General features: G+C 65.2%; 15 protein-coding genes, 2 tRNA genes and 3 pseudogenes. 10 read left to right on the top strand and 10 right to left on the bottom strand.

From position 1 onward, the window contains the following. Both F0Q45_RS13725 and F0Q45_RS13720 read right to left on the bottom strand, forming a co-directional pair. On the bottom strand, nt 1–483 hold a 483-nt coding region (locus tag F0Q45_RS13725; protein ID WP_373424982.1), incomplete at its 3' end, for a hypothetical protein. Further along, entirely contained in the window at nt 470–2,161 is a 1,692-nt protein-coding gene (locus F0Q45_RS13720) for an N-6 DNA methylase (protein WP_262491002.1), read from the bottom strand. The genes F0Q45_RS13725 and F0Q45_RS13720, both read right to left, overlap by 14 nt. A gap of 287 nt (nt 2,162–2,448) precedes the next feature. On the opposite strand from F0Q45_RS13720, the pseudogene F0Q45_RS29930 reads away from it, so the two are divergent. From F0Q45_RS29930 to acpS, 5 genes and pseudogenes are all read left to right on the top strand, one after another. Further along, a pseudogene (locus F0Q45_RS29930) lies at nt 2,449–2,570 on the top strand (aromatic ring-hydroxylating dioxygenase subunit alpha); the annotation flags it as partial. Nucleotides 2,571–2,777: 207 nt separating this feature from the next. Further along, the gene (locus F0Q45_RS13710) at nt 2,778–3,203 is read left to right on the top strand and encodes a nuclear transport factor 2 family protein (RefSeq protein ID WP_149654465.1); all 426 of its coding nucleotides are present in this window, start codon (nt 2,778–2,780) and stop codon (nt 3,201–3,203) included. Between the two features lie 82 nt (nt 3,204–3,285). After that, nucleotides 3,286–4,008 carry a DUF1906 domain-containing protein gene (locus F0Q45_RS13705; RefSeq protein ID WP_149654464.1) on the top strand — a complete coding sequence of 241 codons (723 nt, stop codon included), beginning with the start codon at nt 3,286–3,288 and terminating at the stop codon, nt 4,006–4,008. A 519-nt stretch (nt 4,009–4,527) separates the two neighbouring features. After that, nucleotides 4,528–13,752 carry a type I polyketide synthase gene (locus tag F0Q45_RS13695; protein ID WP_149654462.1) on the top strand — a complete coding sequence of 3,075 codons (9,225 nt, stop codon included), beginning with the start codon at nt 4,528–4,530 and terminating at the stop codon, nt 13,750–13,752. 28 nt (nt 13,753–13,780) lie between these two features. After that, nucleotides 13,781–14,173: a holo-ACP synthase AcpS gene (gene acpS, locus F0Q45_RS13690; RefSeq protein WP_149654461.1), complete on the top strand. Its 393-nt coding sequence runs from the start codon at nt 13,781–13,783 to the stop codon at nt 14,171–14,173. Nucleotides 14,174–14,291: 118 nt separating this feature from the next. Here acpS and F0Q45_RS13685 read toward each other — a convergent pair. Together F0Q45_RS13685 and F0Q45_RS13680 are read right to left on the bottom strand one after the other, a co-directional pair. After that, nucleotides 14,292–14,369: pseudogene (locus F0Q45_RS13685) on the bottom strand (DNA-binding response regulator); the annotation flags it as partial. Next, nucleotides 14,368–14,523: pseudogene (locus tag F0Q45_RS13680) on the bottom strand (DUF5931 domain-containing protein); the annotation flags it as partial. The pseudogenes F0Q45_RS13680 and F0Q45_RS13685, both read right to left, overlap by 2 nt. 30 nt (nt 14,524–14,553) lie before the next feature. Between F0Q45_RS13680 and F0Q45_RS13675 the strand changes: the two are divergent. Next, the gene (locus F0Q45_RS13675) at nt 14,554–15,879 is read left to right on the top strand and encodes a dipeptidase (RefSeq protein ID WP_149654460.1); all 1,326 of its coding nucleotides are present in this window, start codon (nt 14,554–14,556) and stop codon (nt 15,877–15,879) included. On the opposite strand, the gene bcp is transcribed toward F0Q45_RS13675, so the two are convergent. Next, complete coding sequence (gene bcp, locus F0Q45_RS13670) at nt 15,880–16,353, bottom strand: thioredoxin-dependent thiol peroxidase (protein ID WP_149654459.1); 474 nt, start codon at nt 16,351–16,353, stop codon at nt 15,880–15,882. A gap of 91 nt (nt 16,354–16,444) precedes the next feature. Between bcp and F0Q45_RS13665 the strand changes: the two genes are divergently transcribed. Further along, entirely contained in the window at nt 16,445–16,672 is a 228-nt protein-coding gene (locus F0Q45_RS13665; protein ID WP_149654458.1) for a DUF3618 domain-containing protein, read from the top strand. Between the two features lie 31 nt (nt 16,673–16,703). Here the strand turns inward: F0Q45_RS13665 and F0Q45_RS13660 are convergent, their stop codons facing one another. Beyond that, nucleotides 16,704–17,603: a lysophospholipid acyltransferase family protein gene (locus F0Q45_RS13660; RefSeq protein WP_149654457.1), complete on the bottom strand. Its 900-nt coding sequence runs from the start codon at nt 17,601–17,603 to the stop codon at nt 16,704–16,706. 90 nt (nt 17,604–17,693) lie between these two features. Between F0Q45_RS13660 and F0Q45_RS13655 the strand changes: the two genes are divergently transcribed. After that, nucleotides 17,694–18,278 carry a TetR family transcriptional regulator gene (locus F0Q45_RS13655; RefSeq protein WP_149654456.1) on the top strand — a complete coding sequence of 195 codons (585 nt, stop codon included), beginning with the start codon at nt 17,694–17,696 and terminating at the stop codon, nt 18,276–18,278. 53 nt (nt 18,279–18,331) lie between these two features. Here F0Q45_RS13655 and F0Q45_RS13650 read toward each other — a convergent pair. After that, nucleotides 18,332–18,404: transfer RNA gene (locus F0Q45_RS13650), tRNA-Lys, on the bottom strand. Between the two features lie 207 nt (nt 18,405–18,611). Here F0Q45_RS13650 and F0Q45_RS13645 point away from each other — a divergent pair. After that, a complete protein-coding gene (locus tag F0Q45_RS13645; protein WP_149654455.1) occupies nt 18,612–19,811 on the top strand; it encodes a L,D-transpeptidase in 1,200 nt (399 codons plus the stop codon). Nucleotides 19,812–19,967: 156 nt separating this feature from the next. Here F0Q45_RS13645 and F0Q45_RS13640 read toward each other — a convergent pair. Together F0Q45_RS13640 and orn are read right to left on the bottom strand one after the other, a co-directional pair. Then, nucleotides 19,968–20,043: transfer RNA gene (locus F0Q45_RS13640), tRNA-His, on the bottom strand. A gap of 52 nt (nt 20,044–20,095) precedes the next feature. Next, nucleotides 20,096–20,743, bottom strand: coding sequence for an oligoribonuclease (orn, locus tag F0Q45_RS13635; protein WP_149654454.1), 648 nt, complete (start codon nt 20,741–20,743; stop codon nt 20,096–20,098). Nucleotides 20,744–20,827: 84 nt separating this feature from the next. Here orn and F0Q45_RS13630 point away from each other — a divergent pair, with 84 nt between their 5' ends. Continuing rightward, nucleotides 20,828–22,429, top strand: a complete 1,602-nt coding sequence (locus F0Q45_RS13630) for a helicase HerA-like domain-containing protein (protein ID WP_149654453.1) — start codon at nt 20,828–20,830, stop codon at nt 22,427–22,429. Nucleotides 22,430–22,432: 3 nt separating this feature from the next. Here F0Q45_RS13630 and cmrA read toward each other — a convergent pair whose 3' ends face one another. Continuing rightward, nucleotides 22,433–23,239: a mycolate reductase gene (gene cmrA, locus F0Q45_RS13625; RefSeq protein ID WP_149654452.1), complete on the bottom strand. Its 807-nt coding sequence runs from the start codon at nt 23,237–23,239 to the stop codon at nt 22,433–22,435. Between the last annotated feature and the right edge of the window lie 62 nt (nt 23,240–23,301).

Here is a 23,301-nt window from a genome sequence, read left to right as displayed (position 1 = left end):
GTTAAAGGTGCTGTTGCGGCGCGGGGTGTGGTCACTAGCTGCGCCGATGTCAAAGAAGAAGAACCCAGCCACGACTGCGAAGGGGAACCGACGGTGCAAGGTGGTGGACTCGAACAGCAGATCGCCGCGCCGGTTTGTGAGGTTTTTCTGAAAGTGGCCGCCGACGCCATCACGGAACATGATCGTTTTGACCGAGCAGGCCAGCATCAGCCCAGATTCCTCGGTGGCCCACGTGACATCGACCTTCTTGGCTCCGAGACCACCCGCGAGCCGCCGCTCTGCACCGGATAGCCCGATGTCGCCCGGTCCACCGGGCCGGGCTCTGTCCATGCCGCGCGCCCGCAGCTCCTGCGCGATGGCCAGCGCGAGGGTGTTGCTGATCCTGTTGCCCCACGGGTTCTTCTGCGCCTGGGGCGCATCGTCGGGCGGCTTAGGGCCAGCGGCCTTGATCGCGCCGATGAGTAGGTCGTCAATCCGCGCCACGACGACCCCGTGCGACTCGTCGGGCAGTGAGTTCTGCGTGCGCGTGACGCAGGACTCGGACCTGGGCACGCGCCATGCCTAGCTCGCCGACCAGCAGCACGTCGTCAACGAGCTTCGAGGCTTCGATCAGCTCGCCGCTGCGCAGCAGACCGGCCACCTGCGCGCGGATACTGGTCAGCGCTTCGGCCGCGGCTGCTACCAACGCCGCCGGAGGCACCGGCAGCCGGTCGGCTTCACGTGGCTCTAACTTGAGCATCCCGCCGCCGTAGGCGCGGCCTACGGTCTCGGCGCCGACGAGCGTCATCGACGTCAGCGACGCCAGCGGGAGCAGCGCCTTGCCGAGCTTGTGGAGCTCTGGTGTGAGATAGACCCCATGCACCGAGTTGAGGTGTGCGGCCTTGGCGGTGTTGGTTGTCAGCCGAGGCGTGTCGGCATTCATATAGGTGAGCAGCAGGTCAGCCGGAGCCAGATGTGGCACGCGCCACCACGGCTTGCGCACGCGGCATTTGTAGGCGGTGTGCACACCAGCGGCCTCCCCGGCGGCGATGTAGGCCCGCGCCGCGGGTGACGGCTCACCTGGTGGGCGGAACAGCCGTGTTGCGGATCCGTTGCGCCCTAGTTCGTTGAGCGCGGCGGTACCGAACGCCAGCCCCCGAAGGTGGCGGCTACCAGGCGGCGACAGCCGCAGAACATCGGTCGGTTCAAGACCCAAGTCGGCCACTCGTGCAGGCGACAGCGCAAAGTACTTGTTGTTGCCGGTGACCATGCCGAGTGTCGTGTGCCCCCAGCTTTCGAGAACGGTGAAATCGCCGCCGGACAGCAGGCCCGTGTAGGCGTCAAGCGCGTCGGCGGACAGCAGCGACAGCGTCCACTTCTCCTCAGGTCGAGTCGGCGTCCACATGCGCCCGGCGGCAATAGTTGCTAGTTCGGCAGCGTTGCGCGCCTGGTAGACCGAGGCATGATCGGTCGGACCGGTCAGGTACCCGTCCGCCAGGAGCAGCAGCACCTCCTCCTGCGCATGAGGGAATACCCGCTCGGTGAACAGCACCAGATCAACACGAGCGAAGGAAGCCAGCAGGAACCGACGTACCTCGGCGGCATAGTTCACGCTTAGCAGTTCGGCCGGCAAAACGAGGCCCATACGACCGCCGGGTCTGAGAAACAGCGCCGAGTGCACCGCGAACGCCGCCCAACTGGACGCGAGGTTGGTCAGTCCGACGCCGGCCCGTAGCGCCGCCTCGCGTGATCGCGCCCTGGCCGCGCCGGAGAACTCCTGATAGCGGATGTAGGGCGGGTTGCCGATCACAACGTCATATGAACTGGTGGGCTCGATGCAGAAGAAGTCGTTGACCACCACCCGGGCCTCGACCCCGGCGTTCCGCAACAGCTTGCGCGCTGCTCGGGCGGAGGCGAGATGCAGCTCGACGCCATCCAGCGCGGCGTATTGCTCGGCTTTGCCGGGAGTGCGCAACGTGGTCAGCCGCTCGACGGCTGCCAGCAGGAACGATGCCTCGCCGCAGGAGGGTTCAAGGATGCGGTCAGACGTGCTGCGAATGGACCACTCGGTAATGTAGCGGGCGACGGCCGCTGGGGTGAAGAACGCGCCGCGAGCCTTGCGAAGCGCCGCCGTGTCAGCCCCGAGCACCATGCCGAAAATCTTGCCTTGCCGGACCGACAATCCCGCGGAGGAACCCGACTAGAGATCGGTGTCGCCGGTCCGTGTCGGGTGTGGTCACGCCGCCGCTTGCCGCTGGGTTCGCACCGGCCGTGTTCGGGGAACCAGTTCGAGCCGCCCTGGCCGGTCGGTCTGCCGGCGTGATTCTAGGCGTCGGCGGTGGCCGGCCAGGTCACCCCGGCGCCGCGCTCACTGGCGCTGGACCCCACCACCGATGGGCGGCACCGTGGGCCGGCATCACCGACTGCGTCAGTCACGGAATGCCGCCGCGAGTCAGAGTTCGACCATAAGAGAGGCCGAATCTGGCGCCCGAAGAGGCGCATACTATGCGGCCCTTCGCGGTTCGGTCCCGCCCGCCGACTTCGGATACTCCGCCGACGGCGAGCCCGACCCGGCAGCCGCGCAAGCCTGATACGCGGCCTCTGGGGCCTTCTGGTTCCGACTCGATCGCCGCGTAGAGCAGTATCCGCTAGCCGGTGTTACCCAAACGTGATGAGCGGAGATTCTCGAGTCCGAGCGCGCGGGATCGCGAAAGGCATGGCTCCACGGTCGGCCGATGAGTAACCGATGAGTAACGTTGTGTCGCGTTACTTGCCGCCCACTACGGTCGGAGAGCACGATGACCTTGTCCCACCAGGAACAGCAAATGCTGCGCGCGGCGACGGGCCGTGCCGCCATTCTGAATCTGACTGCTCGGCACAATCGCGATTACTCGGCGGGTGACCGCGAAGCCTGGCTTGCCACCTTCCGCCATTCCGGCGCCGTCTATCGGCGTGATGGCGAGCTGTTCAGCGATCTGCGGACGGCCTTCGACGGCGGCGATGGGCAACGGCTGGTCACCGTTGACCACGAGATCCATGTCGACGGGGTCAACGCGACCCAGCGCTGTGTCGCTCTGCTTTTTGCCGCCGTCCATGGCGAGACCACGCTCCGGGCCACCGGCTCGTTCTGCGACCAGCTGGTGTACGAGCGCGGCGGTTGGTACTTCACTTCCCGTTCCCTTCAATGGGATTCGGTGCCGAGCCGGCACCCTTTTGTCATGTAATCGCTAGCCGCGCGGATCGTGATGCAGATGTAACTGGCGAGTTCCATGTTGCTGTTGGTGCTTGTGTCGTAATCTGTGGTTCGTGCAAGTCTCGCGGCGGGACGCGTTGAAATTCGCAGCTGCAACGCCGGGCCTACTGGGCCTGGGCGTCGCGGCGGCGTCGTTGTCCGCCGCGCCGGTATCGGCGGGTTCACTCGGCACGTTGTTGGATTATGCGGCCGGGGTCATCCCCGCCAGCCAGATCAGGGCTGCCGGAGCGGTGGGGTCGATTCGGTATGTGTCCGATCGGCGGCCCGGTGGCGCGTGGATGCTGGGCAAGCCGATCCAGCTCACTGAGGCGCGGGACCTGAGCAGCAACGGGCTCAAGATCGTGTCGTGCTACCAGTACGGCAAGGGCAGCACTTCTGACTGGTTGGGCGGCGCCGCTGCCGGTTTACAGCACGCTAAACGTGGGATGGAACTGCACGCCGCCGCAGGCGGTCCGCCGAGCGCCCCGATCTACGCCTCGATCGACGACGATCCGTCACACGAGCAATACAAGAACCAGATCGTGCCGTATCTGCGGTCCTGGGAGTCGGTTGTCGGCCATGAACGCACCGGGGTGTACGCCAACTCCAAGACAATCAACTGGGCGGTGCACGACGGCCTGGGCGCCTATTTCTGGCAGCACAACTGGGGATCGCCCAAGGGGTTCACCCATCCCGCCGCCAATTTGCACCAGGTAGAGATCGACAAACGTAAAGTCGGCGGAGTCGGTGTGGATATCAACGAGATTCTCCAGCCTCAATTCGGACAGTGGGCCTAATTTCGCTTGCGTCAAGGCCGGTACGCGCGCATCCCAGCAAACACTCGTTCGCTCCCGCCGCGGCTTCGCGCACGCAGCTGATTGTGCGGCGCCCCTGCCGGAGTGACGCTACGCGGCTGCCACGGCCCCCAATTTCTACATAACGATTTGATAACAATACTGCCTTGATCAGCGCAGTTATAGCTACTCGACCGTAACCACCTACACGCAGGACGTTTGTTGCGCGCGCCGGCGCCGGCGGTGAAGTGTGGCGTTACCCAGGACACGGTTACCCGTGCGTAGAACTCACCAGTAACCGATCAGCGTCAATGAAGTGGACTGGTCCTTATGACACTCTTATAGAGCCGATGCAGTCCGTCGCGCGGCTCGACCCATGGGCCGGCCCGTCGACAAACCACCGGTTAGACGATTTCCGGCTGCGATTCGATGCGGAACCGACCGGATTATCGGGCCCTCCGCAGGGCGTCCGGCCCGACGAACGAACCGATACGTACAGACGCATACAGGGAGATAGCGAAGGTGACGATCCACGAGCACGACCGGGTGTCAGCTGACCACGAGGGGATTGGCCCGCATGGTGCCCAAGCTCTAGTCGATCGCCTGACCGCCGGTGAGCCGTTCGGGGTCGCATTCGGTGGCCAGGGCAGCGCCTGGCTGGAGACTCTGGAAGAACTGGTTGCGGCGGCCGGAATCGAATCTGAGCTGGCGGCGCTGGCCGGTGAGGTCGATCTCCTGCTCGAGCCCGTCTCGAAGGAGCTGGTGGTAGTGCGCCCGATCGGGTTCGAGCCGCTGCAATGGGTGCGCGCCCTGGCCGCTGAAGATACGGTCCCCTCAGACAAACACCTGACGTCGGCCGCGGTGTCGGTGCCGGGTGTGCTGCTCACCCAGATCGCCGCCATTCGCGCTCTGGCGCGCCAGGGCATGGACCTCGTTGCCACCCCGGCGGTGGCTCTGGCCGGGCACTCGCAGGGCGTGCTGGCAGTCGAGGCGCTCAAAGCCGGGGGAACTCGTGATCTGGAGCTGCTGGCGCTGGCCCAGCTGATCGGTGCCGCCGGCACATTAGTGGCCCGCCGGCGCGGGATCTCGGTGCTGGGCGATCGCCCCCCGATGGTATCGGTGAGCAACGCCGACCCCAAGCGCATCCAGCGGTTGCTGGAGGAATTCGCCCAGGACGTCCGCACGGTGCTGCCGCCGGTGTTGTCCATCCGCAACGGCCGCCGTTCGGTCGTCATCACCGGAACTCCCGAGCAGCTGTCGCGTTTCGAACTTTATTGCCGGCAGATCTCGGAAAAGGAGGAAGCCGACCGCAAGAGCAAGGTGCGGGGCGGCGACGTTTTTGCCCCGGTCTTCGAACCGGTGCGGGTGGAGGTGGGTTTCCATACCCCGCGGCTGGCCGACGGCATTGACATCGTCGGAGGCTGGGCCCAGCAGGTGGGCCTTGATGTTGCGCTGGCCCGGGAGTTGGCCGAGGCCATCCTGGTCCGCAAGGTCGACTGGGTGGACGAAATCACTCGGGTCCACCAAGCCGGGGCGCGCTGGATTCTGGACCTGGGCCCCGGCGACATCCTGACCCGGCTGACCGCGCCGGTGATCCGCGGCCTCGGTATCGGCATTGTGCCCGCTGCCACCCGCGGCGGTCAGCGCAACCTGTTCACCATCGGGGCCACCCCCGAGGTGGCCCGGGCCTGGTCGAGCTATGCCCCGACCGTGGTACGCCTCCCCGACGGCAGGGTCAAGCTCTCGACGAAATTCACCCGGTTGACCGGGCGGTCGCCGATCCTGCTGGCGGGTATGACGCCGACCACTGTCGATGCCAAGATCGTCGCCGCAGCGGCCAACGCCGGGCACTGGGCCGAACTGGCCGGCGGCGGACAGGTCACCGAAGAGGTGTTCCACAACCGGATCAAGGAGCTGTCCGGCCTGCTCGAGCCGGGCCGCACCTACCAGTTCAATGCCCTCTTCCTGGATCCCTACCTGTGGAAGCTCCAGGTCGGCGGTAAGCGGCTAGTGCAGAAGGCACGCCAGTCCGGCGCGGCGATCGACGGTGTGGTGATCAGCGCGGGCATCCCGGACCTCGAAGATGCTGTCGAGCTGATCAACGAGCTCAACGACGTCGGGATCAGCCACGTGGTGTTCAAACCTGGAACCGTCGAGCAGATCCGCTCGGTGATCCGCATCGCCACCGAGGTGTCCACCAAACCGGTAATCGTGCACGTTGAGGGTGGGCGTGCCGGTGGTCACCACTCCTGGGAGGATCTCGACGATCTGCTCCTGGCCACGTACTCCGAGCTGCGCTCGCGGGCCAACATCACCGTCTGCGTCGGCGGCGGCATCGGCACGCCGGAGCGGGCGGCCGAATACCTCTCCGGTCGCTGGGCGCAGGCCTACGGCTTCCCGTTGATGCCGATCGACGGGATTCTGGTGGGCACGGCGGCGATGGCGACTTTGGAGTCCACCACGTCCCCCTCGGTCAAGCGCATGCTGGTAGAGACCCAGGGCACCGGGGAGTGGATCGGCGCAGGAAAAGCTCAGGGCGGTATGGCTTCCAGCCGCAGCCAACTCGGCGCCGACATCCACGAGATCGATAACTCCGCGTCCCGCTGCGGCCAGTTGCTCGATGAGGTTGCCGGTGACGCCGAGGCGGTAGCGGAGCGTCGCGACGAGATCATCGCCGCAATGGCCAAAACCGCCAAGCCCTACTTCGGCGACGTCGCGGAGATGACCTACCTGCAGTGGCTGCAGCGCTATGTCGAATTGACCATCGGCGAGGGCAATTCGACGGCCGACACCGCTGGGGTCTTCGGTCCGGGCAGCCCCTGGCTGGCCGACACTTGGCGCGATCGTTTCGAGCAGATGTTGCACCGCGCCGAAGCTCGATTGCATCCACAGGATTTCGGCCCGATCGAGACCGTACTCACCGAACCGGCGTTGTTGGAAACCCCCAACGAGGCAATCACCGCACTGCTGGCGCGTTATCCGGACGCCGCAAGCGTCCAATTGCACCCGGCCGACTTGCCCTTCTTCGTCACCCTGTGCAAGACCTTGGGCAAGCCGGTCAACTTTGTCCCGGTGATCGATAAGGACGTTCGGCGCTGGTGGCGTAGTGACTCGCTGTGGCAGGCACACGACGCCCGCTACGACGCCGACCAAGTGTGCATCATCCCGGGACCGGCGGCGGTGTCCGGGATCACCCGGTTGGATGAGCCGGTCGGTGAGTTGCTGGACCGCTTCGAGCAGGCCGCGATCGACGAAATACTGACTGCCGACCGGGACGTCAAGGACGTCACGTCGCGCCGTCTGGGCCGTCCCGACGTCACCGGTCCGTTGGCGGTAGTCCTCGACGCGTCCGATGTGTTGTGGGCCGGCCGCGCCGCGATCAATCCGGTGCACCGGATCGCCGGGTCAAGTGATTGGCAGGTGCACGACGGACCTGAAAGCTCACGCGCCACCCACTCTTCCACTGGGGCGCGGCTGCAGATCGACAGGGACGACGTGGTATTGAGCGTGCCGGTGTCGGGTACCTGGATCGAGATTCGGTTTACTTTGCCGGCGAACACCGTTGACGGCGGTATACCGGTGGTGTCTACCGAGGACGCCGCCACTGCGATGCGCTCGGTGCTGGCGATCGCCGCCGGTGTGGACGGGCCCGAATCCCTACCTCAAGTCAGCCACGGGACGGCCACCGTGACCGTCGACTGGGACCCTGAGCGCGTCGCCGACCACACCGGTGTCACGGCCACGTTCGGCGAGCCGCTAGCGCCCAGCCTTACCACCGTTCCAGATGCGCTGGTCGGCCTGTGCTGGCCAGCGGTTTTCGCAGCAATCGGTGCGGCGGTCACCGACGCCGGTGTGCCGGTGGTGGAAGGCCTGCTGAGCCTGGTTCATCTCGACCACGCCATCCGCATGGTCGGCAAGTTGCCGGCAGTTCCGGCCCAATTCACTGTTGCTGCAATGGCTTCCACCGCCAGCGACACGGACATGGGTCGTATTGTGCCGGTCTCGGTGACGGTTGCTGCATCCGACGGCACAGTACTTGCCCAGATGAACGAGCGGTTCGCGATCCTGGGCCGCACCGGAGCCGCCGAACTCAGCGATCCAGTGCGGGCCGGTGGCGCGGTGTCGGAGAACGCCACTGACACGCCACGTCGCCGCCGCCGCGATGTGGCCCTGGGTGCGCCGGTTGATATGCGTCCGTTCGCGGTGGTCTCCGGCGACCACAACCCCATCCACACCGACCGGCCGGCCGCGTTACTCGCGGGACTGGAATCGCCCATCGTGCACGGGATGTGGTTGTCGGCCGCAGCGCAGCACGCGGTGACCGCCACCGATGGGCAAACCCGCCCACCGGCCCGGCTCGTTGGTTGGACCGCGCGCTTCCTGGGCATGGTGCGTCCCGCGGACGAGGTGAGCTTCCGGGTCGAGCGCGTCGGAATCGACCAGGGTGCAGAGGTTCTCGAGGTATCCGCACGCGTCGGATCGGATCTGGTGATGTCGGCGACCGCGCGACTGGCCGCACCCAAGACGGTCTATGCGTTTCCGGGCCAGGGTATTCAGCACAAAGGTATGGGCATGGAAGTGCGGGCCCGCTCCAAGGCGGCGCGCAAGGTGTGGGACACCGCGGACAAGTTCACCCGCGCAACTCTGGGTTTTTCGGTGCTGCATGTGGTTCGGGACAATCCGACCAGCATCATCGCTAGCGGGGTGCACTACCACCACCCCGACGGGGTGTTGTACCTGACGCAATTCACCCAGGTCGCGATGGCGACCGTGGCGGCCGCGCAGGTGGCCGAGATGCGGGAACAGGGCGCCTTCGTCGAGGGCGCAATCGCGTGCGGGCACTCGGTTGGCGAGTACACCGCGCTGGCCTGTGTGACAGGCGTCTACGAGCTGGAAGCCCTGCTGGAGATGGTGTTTCACCGCGGGTCGAAGATGCATGACATCGTGCCGCGTGATGAACTGGGCCGCTCCAACTACCGGTTGGCGGCGATCCGGCCGTCCCAGATCGACCTCGATGATGCCGATGTTCCCGCCTTCGTCGCCGAAATCGCCGCGAAAACAGGAGAATTCCTGGAGATCGTCAACTTCAACCTGCGTGGCTCGCAGTACGCGATTGCCGGCACGGTGCGCGGTCTGGAGGCGCTCGAAGCCGAGGTGGAGCGTCGCCGGGAGCTCACCGGTGGCCGGCGTTCGTTCATCCTGGTTCCCGGTATCGACGTTCCGTTTCACTCTCGGGTGTTGCGGGTCGGGGTGGCGGAGTTCCGCCGTTCCCTGGACCGCGTGATGCCGCGCGACAAAGACCCGGACGTGATCATCGGGCGCTACATTCCCAACCTGGTACCGCGGCTGTTCACCCTGGACCGCGAATTCATCCAGGAGATCCGGGATCTGGTGCCGGCCGAGCCGCTCGATGAGATCCTTGCCGACTACGACACCTGGCGACGTGAGCGGCCGCGCGAGCTGGCGCGCACCGTCTTGATCGAGCTGTTGGCTTGGCAGTTCGCCAGCCCGGTCCGCTGGATCGAAACGCAGGACCTGCTGTTCATCGAAGAAGCCGCCGGCGGCCTGGGGGTGGAGAGGTTCGTCGAGATCGGCGTCAAGACCGCTCCGACGGTGGCGGGTCTTGCCACCAACACCCTTAAGCTCCCCGAATACGCCCACAGCACAGTGGAAGTGCTCAACGCCGAGCGCGACGCCGCGGTGCTGTTCGCCAACGACACCGACCCGGAGCCGGAGGCCGATGAGGCCGAGGAGACGTCGGAACCATCTGCAGCGACAGCCGCGCCGGAAGGCGCCCCGGCGCCGACGCCGGTGCCGTCTAGCGCGCCGCGGCCCGAGGACATCGCATTCGGCGCAGCCGATGCCACCCTGGCGCTGATCGCGCTTTCGGCCAAGATGCGCATCGATCAGATTGAGGAGCTCGACTCCATCGAGTCCATCACCGACGGCGCGTCGTCGAGGCGCAACCAATTGTTGGTCGACTTGGGTTCCGAGCTGAACCTGGGCGCCATCGACGGCGCGGCCGAGGCCGACCTGGCTGGCCTGCGCTCGCAGGTTACCAAACTGGCGCGCACCTACAAGCCTTACGGCCCAGTGCTTTCCGACGCGATCAACGATCAGCTGCGCACAACGCTGGGGCCGTCGGGCAAGCGGCCAGCAGCTATCGCCGAGCGGGTGAAAAATACTTGGCAACTCGGTGACGGTTGGGCTAAACACGTCATCGTTGAGGTCGCGCTGGGAACCCGCGAAGGCACCAGCGTCCGTGGCGGCGCGCTGGGCAACCTGCACGAGGGTGCATTAGCCGATGCCGCCTCGGTCGACAAAGTCATCGACACTGCAGTCGCTACCGTGGCTGCGCGCCAAGGGATCCCGGTGGCGCTGCCGTCTGCGAGCGGCACCGGCGGTGCCACCATCGACGCGGCCGCACTGAGCGAGTTCACCAATCAGATCACTGGCCGTGACGGAGTGCTCGCCTCGGCTGCCCGTCTGGTGCTCGGCCAGCTGGGGCTCGAGGTCTCGCTCACCGCGCCGCCGGCGGCCACCGACGCCGAGCTCATCGACCTGGTAACAACCGAATTGGGTGCGGACTGGCCACGTTTGGTGGCGCCGGTATTCGACGCCAAGAAAGCCGTTGTCTTCGACGACCGCTGGGCCAGCGCCCGCGAGGACCTGGTCAGGCTCTGGTTGACCGATGAGGGCGACATTGACGCTCAGTGGTCGCGATTGTCCGAACGGTTCGAGGGTGCGGGCCACGTCGTCGCGACCCAGGCGACCTGGTGGCAGGGCAAGTCGCTGGCCACGGGCCGGCAGATCCACGCCTCGCTGTACGGTCGGATCGCGGCCGGTGCCGAGAACCCGGACCCCGGTCCCCACGGCAGCGAAGTGGCTGTGGTGACTGGCGCTTCGAAAGGCTCGATCGCCGCGTCCGTGGTGGCCCGACTACTCGACGGTGGCGCCACCGTTATTGCAACCACGTCGAAACTCGACGACCAGCGACTGGCGTTCTATCGCAACCTGTACCGCGACCACGCCCGGTACGGCGCGGTGCTGTGGGTGGTAGCGGCCAACATGGCGTCCTACTCGGATATCGACGCACTGGTCGAATGGATCGGCAACGAGCAGACCGAAAGCCTTGGACCACAGTCGATTCACATCAAAGACGCACAAACTCCGACAGTGCTGTTCCCCTTCGCGGCGCCCCGGGTCGTCGGTGACCTTTCGGAGGCCGGCTCGCGTGCCGAGATGGAAATGAAGGTGTTGCTGTGGGCGGTGCAGCGGCTAATCGGCGGTCTGTCAACGATCGGCGCCGAGCGCGACATCGCGTCCCGGCTGCACGTGGTGCTGCCAGGCTCGCCCAACCGCGGCATGTTCGGCGGCGACGGAGCCTACGGTGAGGCCAAGTCAGCGCTGGACGCGGTAGTGGCCCGGTGGCACGCCGAATCGTCGTGGGCGACCCGGGTGAGCCTGGCGCACGCACTGATCGGCTGGACTCGCGGCACCGGCCTGATGGGCCACAACGACGCCATCGTCACCGGTGTCGAAGAGGCCGGTGTTACCACCTACTCGACCGACGAGATGGCGGCGCTGCTGCTGGGGCTGTGCGACGTGGAAGCCAAAGTCGCTGCTGCCAGTTCGCCGATCAAGGCGGATCTGACCGGGGGCCTGGCTGAAGCCAACCTGGATATGGCCGAATTGGCCGCCAAGGCACGCGAGGAGATGACAGCCGATGCGGCTGCTGTCGAGGAGCCGGGCGCCGGCAGCCCAGGCATCATCGCCGCGCTGCCCTCGCCGCCCCGGGGATACACCCCGGCCCCCCCGCCGGAATGGGACGACCTCGAGGTCGATCCCTCCGAGTTGGTGGTCATCGTCGGCGGCGCCGAACTGGGTCCCTATGGCTCGTCACGGACCAGGTTCGAGATGGAGGTCGATGACGAACTGTCGGCGGCCGGCGTTCTCGAGCTGGCCTGGACCACAGGGTTGATTCGCTGGGAAGACGACCCGCAACCAGGTTGGTACGACACGGAATCCGGCGAGCTAATCGACGAGTCGGAGCTGGTCGAGCGTTACCACGACACTGTGGTGGAAAAAGTGGGAATTCGCGAGTTTGTTGATGATGGTGCGATCGATCCCGACCACGCGTCGCCACTACTGGTGTCGGTGTTCTTGGATAAGGACTTCAGTTTCGTGGTGTGCAGCGAGGCTGACGCCCGCGCGTTCGTGCAGTTCGACCCTGAGCACACCATCGTCCGGCCGGTACCCGACTCCACCGACTGGCAAGTTATTCGTAAGGCCGGTACCGAGATTCGGGTACCACGCAAGACCAAGTTGTCGCGGACCGTTGGGGCGCAGATTCCGACCGGATTCGATCCGACGGTGTGGGGAATCAGCCAAGACATGGCAACCTCGATTGACCGGGTGGCGTTGTGGAACATTATCGCGACCGTCGACGCCTTCCTGTCTGCTGGCTTCAGCCCGGCCGATCTGATGCGCTGGGTGCATCCGAGCCTGGTGGCCAATACTCAGGGCACCGGCATGGGCGGAATGACCTCTATGCAGACCATGTACCACGGCAACTTGCTTGGCCGGAACAAGCCGAATGACATCTTGCAGGAAGTGTTGCCGAATGTTGTTGCGGCGCATGTAGTTCAGTCCTATGTCGGCAGCTACGGCGCGATGATCCACCCGGTTGCCGCATGCGCGACCGCGGCGGTGTCGGTCGAGGAGGGCGTCGACAAGATCCGGCTCGGTAAGGCGGAACTGGTGGTAGCCGGCGGTTTCGACGACTTGACCCTGGAGGCCATCATCGGCTTCGGCGACATGGCGGCTACCGCTGACACCGCTATGATGCGCGGCCGAGGTATTGACGACTCGAAGTTCTCCCGGCCCAACGACCGGCGGCGGCTGGGCTTCGTGGAAGCCCAAGGTGGTGGCACTATCCTGTTGGCCCGCGGTGACTTGGCTCTCAAGATGGGATTGCCGGTGCTGGCCGTCGTGGCCTGCGCGCAGTCCTTCGGTGACGGGGTGCACACGTCGATTCCGGCGCCGGGCCTGGGGGCGCTCGGCGCCGGCCGGGGCGGCAAAGACTCGGCCCTGGCGCGTGCGTTGGCCAAGTTGGCCGTGGCGGCAGACGACATCGCGGTGATTTCCAAACACGACACGTCCACGCTAGCCAATGATCCCAACGAGACTGAGTTGCATGAGCGGCTGGCCGACTCGCTGGGCCGCTCTGCGGGTGCGCCGCTGTTCGTGGTGTCGCAGAAGAGCCTGACCGGCCACGCCAAGGGCGGCGCGGCGGTCTTTCAGATGATGGGGCTGTGCCAGATCCTGCGCGACGGTGTCATCCCACCCAATCGCAGCCTGGATTGCGTTGACGACGAATTGGCCAGTGCTGGGCATCTTGTGTGGGTGCGCGACACGTTGCGGCTGGGCGGTAAGTTGCCGCTGAAAGCTGGGCTGGTGACCAGTCTCGGGTTCGGCCATGTTTCCGGTCTCATCGCGTTGGTGCATCCGCAGGCGTTTATCGCTGCCCTGGACCCCGAACAGCGCGCGGACTACCAGCGGCGTGCCGATGGCCGCTTGCTCGCAGGTCAGCGTCGTCTGGCTGCCGCGATAGCCGGCGGTGCTCCGATGTACGAACGGCCTGCCGACCGGCGGTTCGGCCACGACGCCCCCGAGAAGCCGCAGGAGGCAGCGATGCTGCTGAACCCGGCCGCTCGGCTTGGCGACGGGGAGGCCTACAGCGGATGACTCCGACCATCCGTTAACGTGGCGACCCATGGGCATCGTCGGCGTCGGGATCGACCTGGTCTCCATTCCGGATTTCGCCGAGCAGGTCGACCAACCCGGAACGGTGTTCTCGGCGACTTTCACCCCAGGTGAGCGGCGTGACGCTTCCGACAAGAGCTCGTCAGCGGCTCGTCATCTGGCGGCGCGCTGGGCCGCCAAGGAAGCGGTGATCAAAGCCTGGTCCGGATCGCGGTTTGCTCAGCGGCCCATGCTGCCGGAGGACATCCACCGCGACATCGAGGTGGTCACCGACATGTGGGGCCGACCGCGGGTCCGGCTGACCGGCGCCATCGCCCAGCACCTGGCCGATGTGACGATCCACGTGTCGTTGACCCACGAGGGGGATACCGCCGCCGCAGTGGCCATTCTCGAGTCACCCTAGCCGCGAGCAGACGCAGAATCGCATCAAAATCTCCGATTTTGTGCGATTCTGCGTCTGCTCGCCCGAGTGGGCGAGGCGGCGGCGCAGCGAAATAGATGGGTGGGATTACGCGGTCGGGTTAATTATCGAGCCCGTGCTCGATGGCGTACCGGGTCGCCTCCACCCGGTTGGCGACCTGCAATTTACGGAACGTCGATCAGCACAGCGAACAGCGCCCAGCCCAGCTCCGGCCGGCGCAGATCCGAGTTGACCGCGATGTGAAAGCCCAGCGCATAAACGCAGCTCAGCAGCCGGAATAGCTGCGCCGCTCACCAGAGCGGCGCCATTGGGTCGGGACCGCGTGTCACCATTACCGGCACAGCATAGCTAGCCTCGTGATCGTGACTGATCTAGTTGAGCGCGTGCGCGAGGTGTTGCCGTCGGTGCGGCGCGATCTCGAAGACCTGGTGCGGATCGAATCGGTGTGGGCCGATCCGGCTCGCCGCGATGAGGTGCGCCGTAGCGCGCAGGCGGTAGCAGATCTGTTGTCGCAGGCAGGCTTTGACGATGTCCGTATCGTCAGCGAAGGCGGTGCTCCGGCGGTCATCGCGCAGTATCCGGCACCGCCGGGTGCGCCGACCGTGCTGCTCTACGCTCACCACGACGTACAGCCCGAAGGTGAGCGCGGTCAGTGGACATCGCCGCCCTTCGAGCCGACCGAACGCGACGGACGGCTATACGGTCGCGGCACCGCCGACGACAAGGCGGGCATTGCAACACATTTGGCGGCATTCCGGGCGCACGGCGGCCGGCCACCGGTGGGAGTGACCGTCTTCGTCGAGGGTGAGGAGGAGTCCGGTTCCCCATCCCTGGGGCAATTGCTCGACGCCCACCGCGACGCGCTGGCGGCCGACGTGATCGTCATAGCCGACTCGGACAACTGGAGCACAGACGATCCCGCGTTGACGGTGTCGTTGCGCGGACTCGCCGACTGCGTGGTCGAGGTTGCCACCCTCGACCACGGGTTGCACTCCGGCCTGTGGGGTGGCGTAGTGCCTGATGCGTTGAGCGTCCTGGTGCGGTTGCTGGCCAGCCTGCACGACGATGACGGCAACGTCGCTGTGGCAGGTCTGCACGAAACCACCGCCGCCGCTGTCGATTACCCACCAGAGCGGGTGCGCGCCGACGCAGGCCTGCTGGACGGGGTCTCCGAAATCGGCTCGGGTTCGGTGCCGCAGCGGCTTTGGGCCAAGCCGGCGATCACCGTGATCGGGATCGACACCACCTCCGTTGCGGCATCGTCGAACACGCTGATTCCGCGGGCCCGGGCCAAGATCAGTCTGCGGGTCGCGCCCGGTGGTGACGCGGTCGCACATCTGGACGCGTTGGAGGCCCACCTGCAACGGCACGCGCCGTGGGGTGCGCGGGTGAGCGTGAGGCGTGGCGACATTGCTCAGCCATACGCCATCGAGGCAACCGGTCCGGTTTATGACGCCGCGCGGGCGGCGTTTCGCCAGGCGTGGGGTACTGATGCCATCGATATGGGCATGGGCGGATCGATCCCGTTCATCGCCGAGTTCGCCGCGGCGTTTCCACAGGCCAAGATCCTGGTCACCGGCGTCGAGGACCCTGGTACGCGCGCGCACAGCAGCAACGAGAGCCTGCACCTGGGGGTGTTGGAGCGGGCCGCGGTCGCCGAGGCTTTGTTGCTGGCCAATCTGGGCTGATTAGACCGAGAGGTCGCGGCGGAGCTTGGCGACGTGCCCGGTGGCCTTGACGTTGTACTGGGCGACCGCAATCTTGCCCTTTTCGTCGACGACGAACGTGGATCGGATCACGCCCTGGACGGTCTTGCCGTACATCTTCTTTTCGCCGTAGGCGCCCCACGCCGTGAGCACTTTGCGATCAGGGTCGGACAGCAGCGGGAACGTCAAGCCCTCGGCGTCGCGGAACTTGGCCAGCTTGGTGGGGGGGTCGGGGGAGATCCCGACGACGTCCAGACCGGCGTCGTTGAGATCGCGCAGATTGTCGCGAAAATCGCAGGCCTGTTTGGTGCATCCGGGTGTCGAGGCGGCTGGATAAAAATACACAACGACCCGGCGTCCCCGGTAGTCGGCCAACGACACGGTCGTGCCATCGGCGTTGGGCAGGCTGAAGGCCGGAGCTTTGTCGCCGGGCGCCAGGCGTGTTGTCTCACTCAACGTGCGTCCCTTTCTGTTCACCGGAGCGTCACGACGCGCACCGGCTGATCTAGGGTAGTTCGTCAGGCGCACTGACTTGGAGGACAGACACGTGGCGGACCGCGATCCGGAGACCATCATGCAGGAGATCGACATCGCCCGCGATCAGCTGGCGGCAACCGTCGACTCCCTGGTTGAGCGTGCCAACCCCCGCCGCCTCGCCGACGACGTGAAAGCGAAGTTGATCGAATTCGTCACCAAGCCCGCGGTCACCGTGACGTTGGTTGGAGTCGGGTCCGTCGTGGTGATCGTGGTGATCCGCAACATCAGAAATCGCTGAGCCACTCGTCGGCTCTGTACATCCGGATTCGCTACCTAGCAAGCTGGTTCGAGACCGAGGGAGCGGGGCGCTCGGTTGCGGCGATTGCGCTGAGCCAGGCGAATGGGTTCAGCGCGCGAAACGGGTCTTCGGCGCGGATAGCCTGCAGCTCGGCCAGTATCGCCTGCAGCGATTGCTGTGTTTTCGCCTTGACCGATGCCTCCCAGTCGGCGTCCGCCACACCCGTGGGTTTCGAGGTCTTGATCGGTTCGCCGAAGTGCAGGTACATCCGTTGCGGGCGAGGGATGAGGGTGGGCCCGAGGCCACGCATCAATGGGATCGCCATCTCGGCGTCGCCGGATAGCTTCGTGGTGATGGCGCGGCAGGCCCGACCCAGCACGCTGTCGCGGGTGACCAGGCTTTTGTAGATGTCGTCGCCGCCGACCAGGCCGACCGGCACGATCGGATAGTCGTTTTCCACGGCGATACGGGCGAATCCGGAACGACCACGCCAGTTCAGGTGGTATTCCTCGCCCTTGAATTTCACTATCTCGCGGCCCCCACCGGGGAACACCAGGACGGTCTCGTTGTGCCGCATCAGCTCTCGGGCGGTCTCCGGGGAGCCGACGACGCCGCCGTATGCGGCCATCAGGTCGTGGCCAAACCCACGCCACCGACCGAACCGGCGATCGGCCAGCGGTCGGACTCGTTTGCCAATTGCGCGACGCACGAAGTGCGGAACCAGCAATATCTCACCGCCGACAAATTGAGTGTGGTTGCCCACCAACAAGAATCGACCATCGGCCGGTAGCCTGTCCAGACCACTCACGTAGGGCCGGGCAAGGTCGATGAACGGCGCAATGCCGTCCTGAATCCGGTCCAGTGCGCCGCGCAAAACCTGCACTCGCGGCGGAGCGTTCAGTACTGCATCGATATCGATTACCTCGGTCACGGCACCCTCAGTTCGGGTTGGTGGGTCTCATGCTTCGGGCCAACCCCGACAGCATATCAAACGAACTAGTTTGTCTGCTAGGATGAGATGGTGCGTACCACAAGTGAGCTTCGCGACACGATCTTGGCCGCCGCGCGGTCCGAATTCGCCCAATACGGAATGGCGGGGGCCCGAATCGACCGCATCGCGCGGGAGGCCGAGGCTAGTAAAGAGCGGCTTTATGCGCATTTCGGCGACAAGGAGAGCTTGTTCCGCAGTGTGGTCGCCGCCGACAGCGCCGATTTCTTCGCAGCCGTTACATTGCGGGCCGACGCGATACCGGAGTTCGTCGGCGATATCTATGACCTGGCCTGCAGCCGGCCCGAACACCTACGGATGATTACCTGGGCCAATTTGGAGGGGCTGACCCTCGAGCTGCCGCCCATCGAAGGTGGTGAGTCGGTACCAGCCCGCGACATTCGCACTATCGAGACAGCGCAGGCGGCTGGCTACGTCGACAAATCTTGGCAGCCTATGGATTTGCTGATTCTGTTGTTCGGCGTCGGCTTGGCCTGGGCGCGGTCGCCGCACCCTGACGCAGTCGCTGTAGATCCCCGAAGCATCGCCGCGCGGCGCGCCGCGGCCGTGGAAGCTGCGCGGCGCATCGTTACTCCGGCCGTCTGCGCATCCGAGTGATTCGCGAACCGCCGCCCAACAGTGGAGTGCTCGACGATTCTCGTTGGTTGAGGTGCGCCGTCAGGGTTTCGAACCCCGGACCCGCTGATTAAGAGTCAGCTGCTCTACCAACTGAGCTAACGGCGCCTAGGACGGCCAGAGACCGCGTACGCGACAATAACAGGCATTCTGGTGCGAAGCGAAATCTCAGATCGGCCCGGGGTGACATGCGACACTGGACCAGATCAGCAGAGCCGCATTTCGTCAGTGGGCGGCGCTCAGCCACTACAATACAGGGAACAATCCGAGGTCAGCGGTGACCAAAGTAAATGAGAGTACCTGGAAGGTCACTTGATGACGCCTTTGCGCAGAAGTCGATCGTGGCTGGCTGCGGTCATGGTCCCAGTTGCTGTGGTCGCCGTCGCCTGTAGCGGCGGTGGCGGTACGCCCGCTGCGGCGAAGGTTATCGAGAACAAGGGCACACCGTTCGCCGACCTGCTGGTGCCCAAGCTCACCGCCACGGTGACCGACGGCGCCGTCGGTGTCACCGTGGATACACCCGTCAGCGTCAGCGTTGCCGACGGCGTGCTGGCGGCGGTCACTATGGTCAACGACAACGGCAGGGCGATCGCCGGAGGTCTGAGCCCCGATGGACTGCACTGGTCGACCACCGAGCAGCTCGGCTACAACAGGCGCTACACGCTGAACGCGAAGGCACTCGGACTGGGCGGGGCAGCGACCCGCCAAATGACGTTTCAGACCAGCTCTCCCGCCCACCTGACGATGCCCTACGTGAGTCCGGGTGATGGCGAGGTCGTCGGGGTCGGCGAACCGGTGGCGATCCGGTTCGACGAAAACATCGCCGACCGGGTCGCTGCCGAGAAGGCCATCAAGATCATCACCAACCCGCCCGTCGAAGGCGCGTTCTACTGGCTGAACAACCGGGAAGTGCGTTGGCGCCCAGAACAGTTTTGGAAGCCCGGCACTGGCGTCGACGTGGCGGTCAACACCTACGGCGTCGACCTGGGTGACGGGATGTTCGGCGAGGACAATGTCAAGAGGCACTTCACCATCGGCGACGAGGTCATCGCGACCGCTGACGACAGCACCAAGATGCTGACCGTTCGAGTCAACGGCGAGGTCGTCAAGACGATGCCGACGTCGATGGGTAAGGACAGCACCCCCACCGCCAACGGCATTTACATTGTGGGTGCGCGCTTCAAGCACATCATCATGGACTCGTCGACATACGGAGTTCCGGTCAACTCGCCCAACGGGTATCGCACCGACGTCGACTGGGCGACGCAAATTTCCTACAGCGGCGTTTTCGTGCATTCCGCGCCGTGGTCGGTGGGCGCTCAGGGCCACACCAACACCAGCCACGGTTGCCTCAATGTCAGCCCCAGCAATGCCCAGTGGTTCTATGACCACATCAAGAGCGGCGACATCGTCGAGGTCAGCAACACTGTTGGAGGCACCCTGCCGGGCACCGAGGGCCTCGGCGACTGGAACATTCCCTGGGACCAGTGGCGCGCGGGTAACGCCAAGGCATAGGCGCGCTTGTATTGCGGATAACCTTCTCGGATCGGGAGAATTGGGCGCGCCGCAGTGTCCCATTACGCCGAAGACGCCGAGATTGCCGAGCGGGCTGTGCTTTCGGCACTGATCACGACCATGGCGGCAATCTCGACGACATGCCGATTCATCGCGTGGGGTGAGTGACGGGACTCGAACCCGCGACACCCAGGATCACAACCTGGTGCTCTACCAACTGAACTACACTCACCATGGCCGCCTGCCGGCACCTGCAAGAGGTCTAACGAGCGGCGACGTCGATATTATCCCGTCGGAGGCTGCTCGGCCGAATCGACTACCTGCGCTGCGTTGGCTCCGTCTTGCAGAGCTGTGACCACTGCGGCGATTTCGCTGGTAGAGGGCCCAGGTGGGGGTACGAATGCCGTGCGCCGGTAGTACCGCAATTCCCGGATGGATTCGTGAATGTCGGCCAGCGCCCGGTGCGCCAGCCCTTTGGGCGGCTGGCCGAAGTAGATACGCGGGTACCAGCGCCGGCAGAGTTCCTTGATGGAGCTGACGTCGATCATGCGGTAGTGCAAGAACGCGTCCAGGGCGGGCATGTCGCGGGCGAGGAAGGAGCGATCGGTAGCTATGGAGTTGCCCGCAAGCGGCGCCGTCTTGGGTTGTCTCACGTGCTCGCCGATGTAGTCGAGCACCATCGCCTCTGCCGTCGCGACGTCGATAGTGGACGCCTTTACCTCGTCGATCAGACCCGAACTTGAATGCATCTCGGCGACCACGTCGATCATCGACGACAGAGCGGCGTCATCGGCGTGGATCACCACATCGACTCCGTCGCCGAGAATGTTCAGTTCGGCATCGGTGACCAGGACGGCTATCTCAATCAACTTGTCCGTACTCACATCGAGTCCGGTCATCTCGCAGTCGATCCACACCAGTTCGTCGCGCACAGCGCTCAAGAGTAGGCCGCCCTAGCCAGTAGTGTGATGTTTGCCTCAGGGCACGGGAACGACGGGGAAGAGGGACGCGGCACGATGAGCGACGAATCGGCTGGCAGCCGGCCTGGCCGTCTGGCGAAACGGATCGCGGCCGGCTATGCGATAGCGGGCCAGGCATTGGAGCTGGGCGCGGTCGTCGTCGACGGTGACGCCGACCCTACCGCGCAGATCCGCGTCCCGCTGGCCACGGTCAACCGGCACGGTCTGGTGGCCGGGGCGACCGGGACCGGCAAGACGAAGACGCTGCAATTGATCGCCGAACAGCTCAGTGCCGCGGGCGTGGCCGTGCTGATGGCTGACGTGAAGGGCGATCTGTCCGGTCTGTCGCGGGCGGGGGCGGCCAATGATAAGACGGCGGCGCGTGCCAAAGATACCGGGGACGATTGGGTCCCTTCGGCGTTTCCCGTGGAGTTTCTATCGCTGGGTACTAGTGGTGTCGGGGTGCCGGTGCGCGCCACCATCTCCAGCTTTGGCCCCATCTTGTTGGCAAAAGTGTTGGGCCTCAACGCCACCCAGGAATCGACGTTGGGGCTAATTTTCCACTGGGCCGACCAACGAGGACTTCCGCTGCTGGACCTCAAAGACCTGCGAGCGGTTATCGGTCACCTGACCAGTGACGAGGGCAAGGCGGAACTGAAATCCCTTGGGGCGGTTTCTGCTACGACGGCCGGCGTCATTCTGCGGGCATTGGTCAACCTGGAGGCCGAAGGTGCCGACACCTTCTTCGGTGAGCCCGAACTTAGCCCCGATGACCTGATACGCGTGGACAGCCAGGGCCGCGGCATCATTTCGCTGCTGGAGTTCAGCGGCCAATCGCTGCGTCCGGTGTTGTTCTCCACCTTCCTCATGTGGGTGCTGGCTGACTTATTCACGTTTTTGCCCGAGGTGGGCGATATTGACAAACCCAAGCTGGTGTTCTTTTTTGACGAGGCGCACTTGTTGTTCACCGACGCTTCGAAAGCTTTCCTGGAGCAGGTCGAGCAGACCGTCAAGCTGATTCGCTCTAAAGGTGTCGGCGTGTTCTTTTGCACCCAATTGCCGACGGACTTACCCAACAACGTGCTTTCCCAGTTGGGCGCGCGGATTCAGCACGCACTGCGGGCCTTTACCCCGGATGATCAAAAGGCGCTCAACAAGACCGTCCGAACCTATCCGAAAACCGATGTTTACGACCTGGAATCCGCGCTGACGTCGCTGGGCATAGGTGAGGCCATCGTCACCGTGCTGTCGGAAAAGGGCGCACCGACGCCGGTCGCCTGGACCCGCATGCGCGTACCTCGCTCGCTGATGGGTGCGATCGGGACCGACGCCATCGCTGCTGCGGCCAAAGGCAGCTCGCTACAGGCCGAGTACGGCCGTACCATCGACCGCGAGTCGGCGCATGAGATGCTGACCGCCAAGCTCAACCCGTCGCCGCAGGAAGCGGCGCCGCCGGCTCAGCCGCCCAGGGGGAAATACGATCCGCTGCCGTGGCCGGACGAGCTTGAGATCCCGCCGATGCCGGCTCCCGCCGAGCCCCAGGGGTCCAGCAGGTTGGAGCAGATATTGCGCAATCCGACGGTCAAGAGCGTCCTCAACACCACCGCGCGCGAAATCACCCGCAGTATTTTTGGCACTGGGCGGCGCCGCCGCAAGTAGCGGTTATCCGCCGCCGAGCTTCCTGTAGAAACTACCCACGAGCGGTGCCACGATGGCGCGGGGAGCGTACTGGCTGGCCACCGACATGGCTTTCGACGTCAAGCCGGGAACGACGCGCATTTTGTTGCGCTCCAAGGCATCCAGCGAGAGGCGGGCGGTGTGCTCGGTGGAGATCCACAAGAAATCCGGTACCAGTTTTTCGACGAGCGAGGCCTCTGCGTCATCGGGTAGCTCGGTGCGCACCGGGCCGGGCGCCAGCAGCGTGACGTGCACGCCGGAGCTGCGGAGCTCACCGCGCAGCGATTCGCTGAAGGTGTTGGCAAACGCCTTGGTGGCGGCGTAGGTGGCGTTGTAGGGGATCGGCGAATTCCCGGCTGCTGAGCCAGAAATCAGGATGCCGCCGGCCTTGCGCTCAATCATGCCCGGCAGCACCGCCAAGGTAAGGTCGTGCACTGCTACGGCATTCAGCTGTACCTGAGCTTTTTCGCCGGCCGGGTCCAGCGAGGCGACCGGGCCGAACGTTGCGGTGCCGGCATTGGCGCACAGGATCGAGATGGGTCGTGTGGCCAGCTCCTCGGCCAGCTTCGACCGTTCCTCGGGGTCGGCGAGATCGGCCGGTCGTACCTCGACAGCGACGCGACACTTGTCGGTCAGACGGGACGCGAGCTCGGTCAGCAACGCTTCACGTCGTGCTGTGATGATCAGGCTGTGTCCGCGTGCGGCCAACTCGGCGGCCAGCGCCGCGCCGATGTTTTGCGAAGCTCCGGTGACAACCGCGCGCGCGTCCGGACTGGGAGCAGGTATCGGCATGGGCCAATCGTAGACAGTCGGCCGGCGGAGCCGGGCCCCAGCGCGGCGGAGCCGGGTGCAGC

It is taken from the genome of Mycobacterium simiae (assembly GCF_008370645.1).
Taxonomy (GTDB): Bacteria; Actinomycetota; Actinomycetes; order Mycobacteriales; family Mycobacteriaceae; genus Mycobacterium; species Mycobacterium simiae_A.
The sequence above is the reverse complement of the archived record's forward strand: the minus strand, read 5'-3'. Positions and strand labels throughout refer to the sequence as shown.

What these genes read in the sequence shown, in the direction of transcription:
- acpS (WP_149654461.1), top strand. Translation starts at nt 13,781, where the DNA reads ATGGGCATCGTCGGCGTCGGGATCGACCTGGTCTCCATTCCGGATTTC.
- cmrA (WP_149654452.1), bottom strand. Translation starts at nt 23,239, where the DNA reads ATGCCGATACCTGCTCCCAGTCCGGACGCGCGCGCGGTTGTCACCGGA.
- F0Q45_RS13630 (WP_149654453.1), top strand. Translation starts at nt 20,828, where the DNA reads ATGAGCGACGAATCGGCTGGCAGCCGGCCTGGCCGTCTGGCGAAACGG.
- F0Q45_RS13645 (WP_149654455.1), top strand. Translation starts at nt 18,612, where the DNA reads ATGACGCCTTTGCGCAGAAGTCGATCGTGGCTGGCTGCGGTCATGGTC.
- F0Q45_RS13710 (WP_149654465.1), top strand. Translation starts at nt 2,778, where the DNA reads ATGACCTTGTCCCACCAGGAACAGCAAATGCTGCGCGCGGCGACGGGC.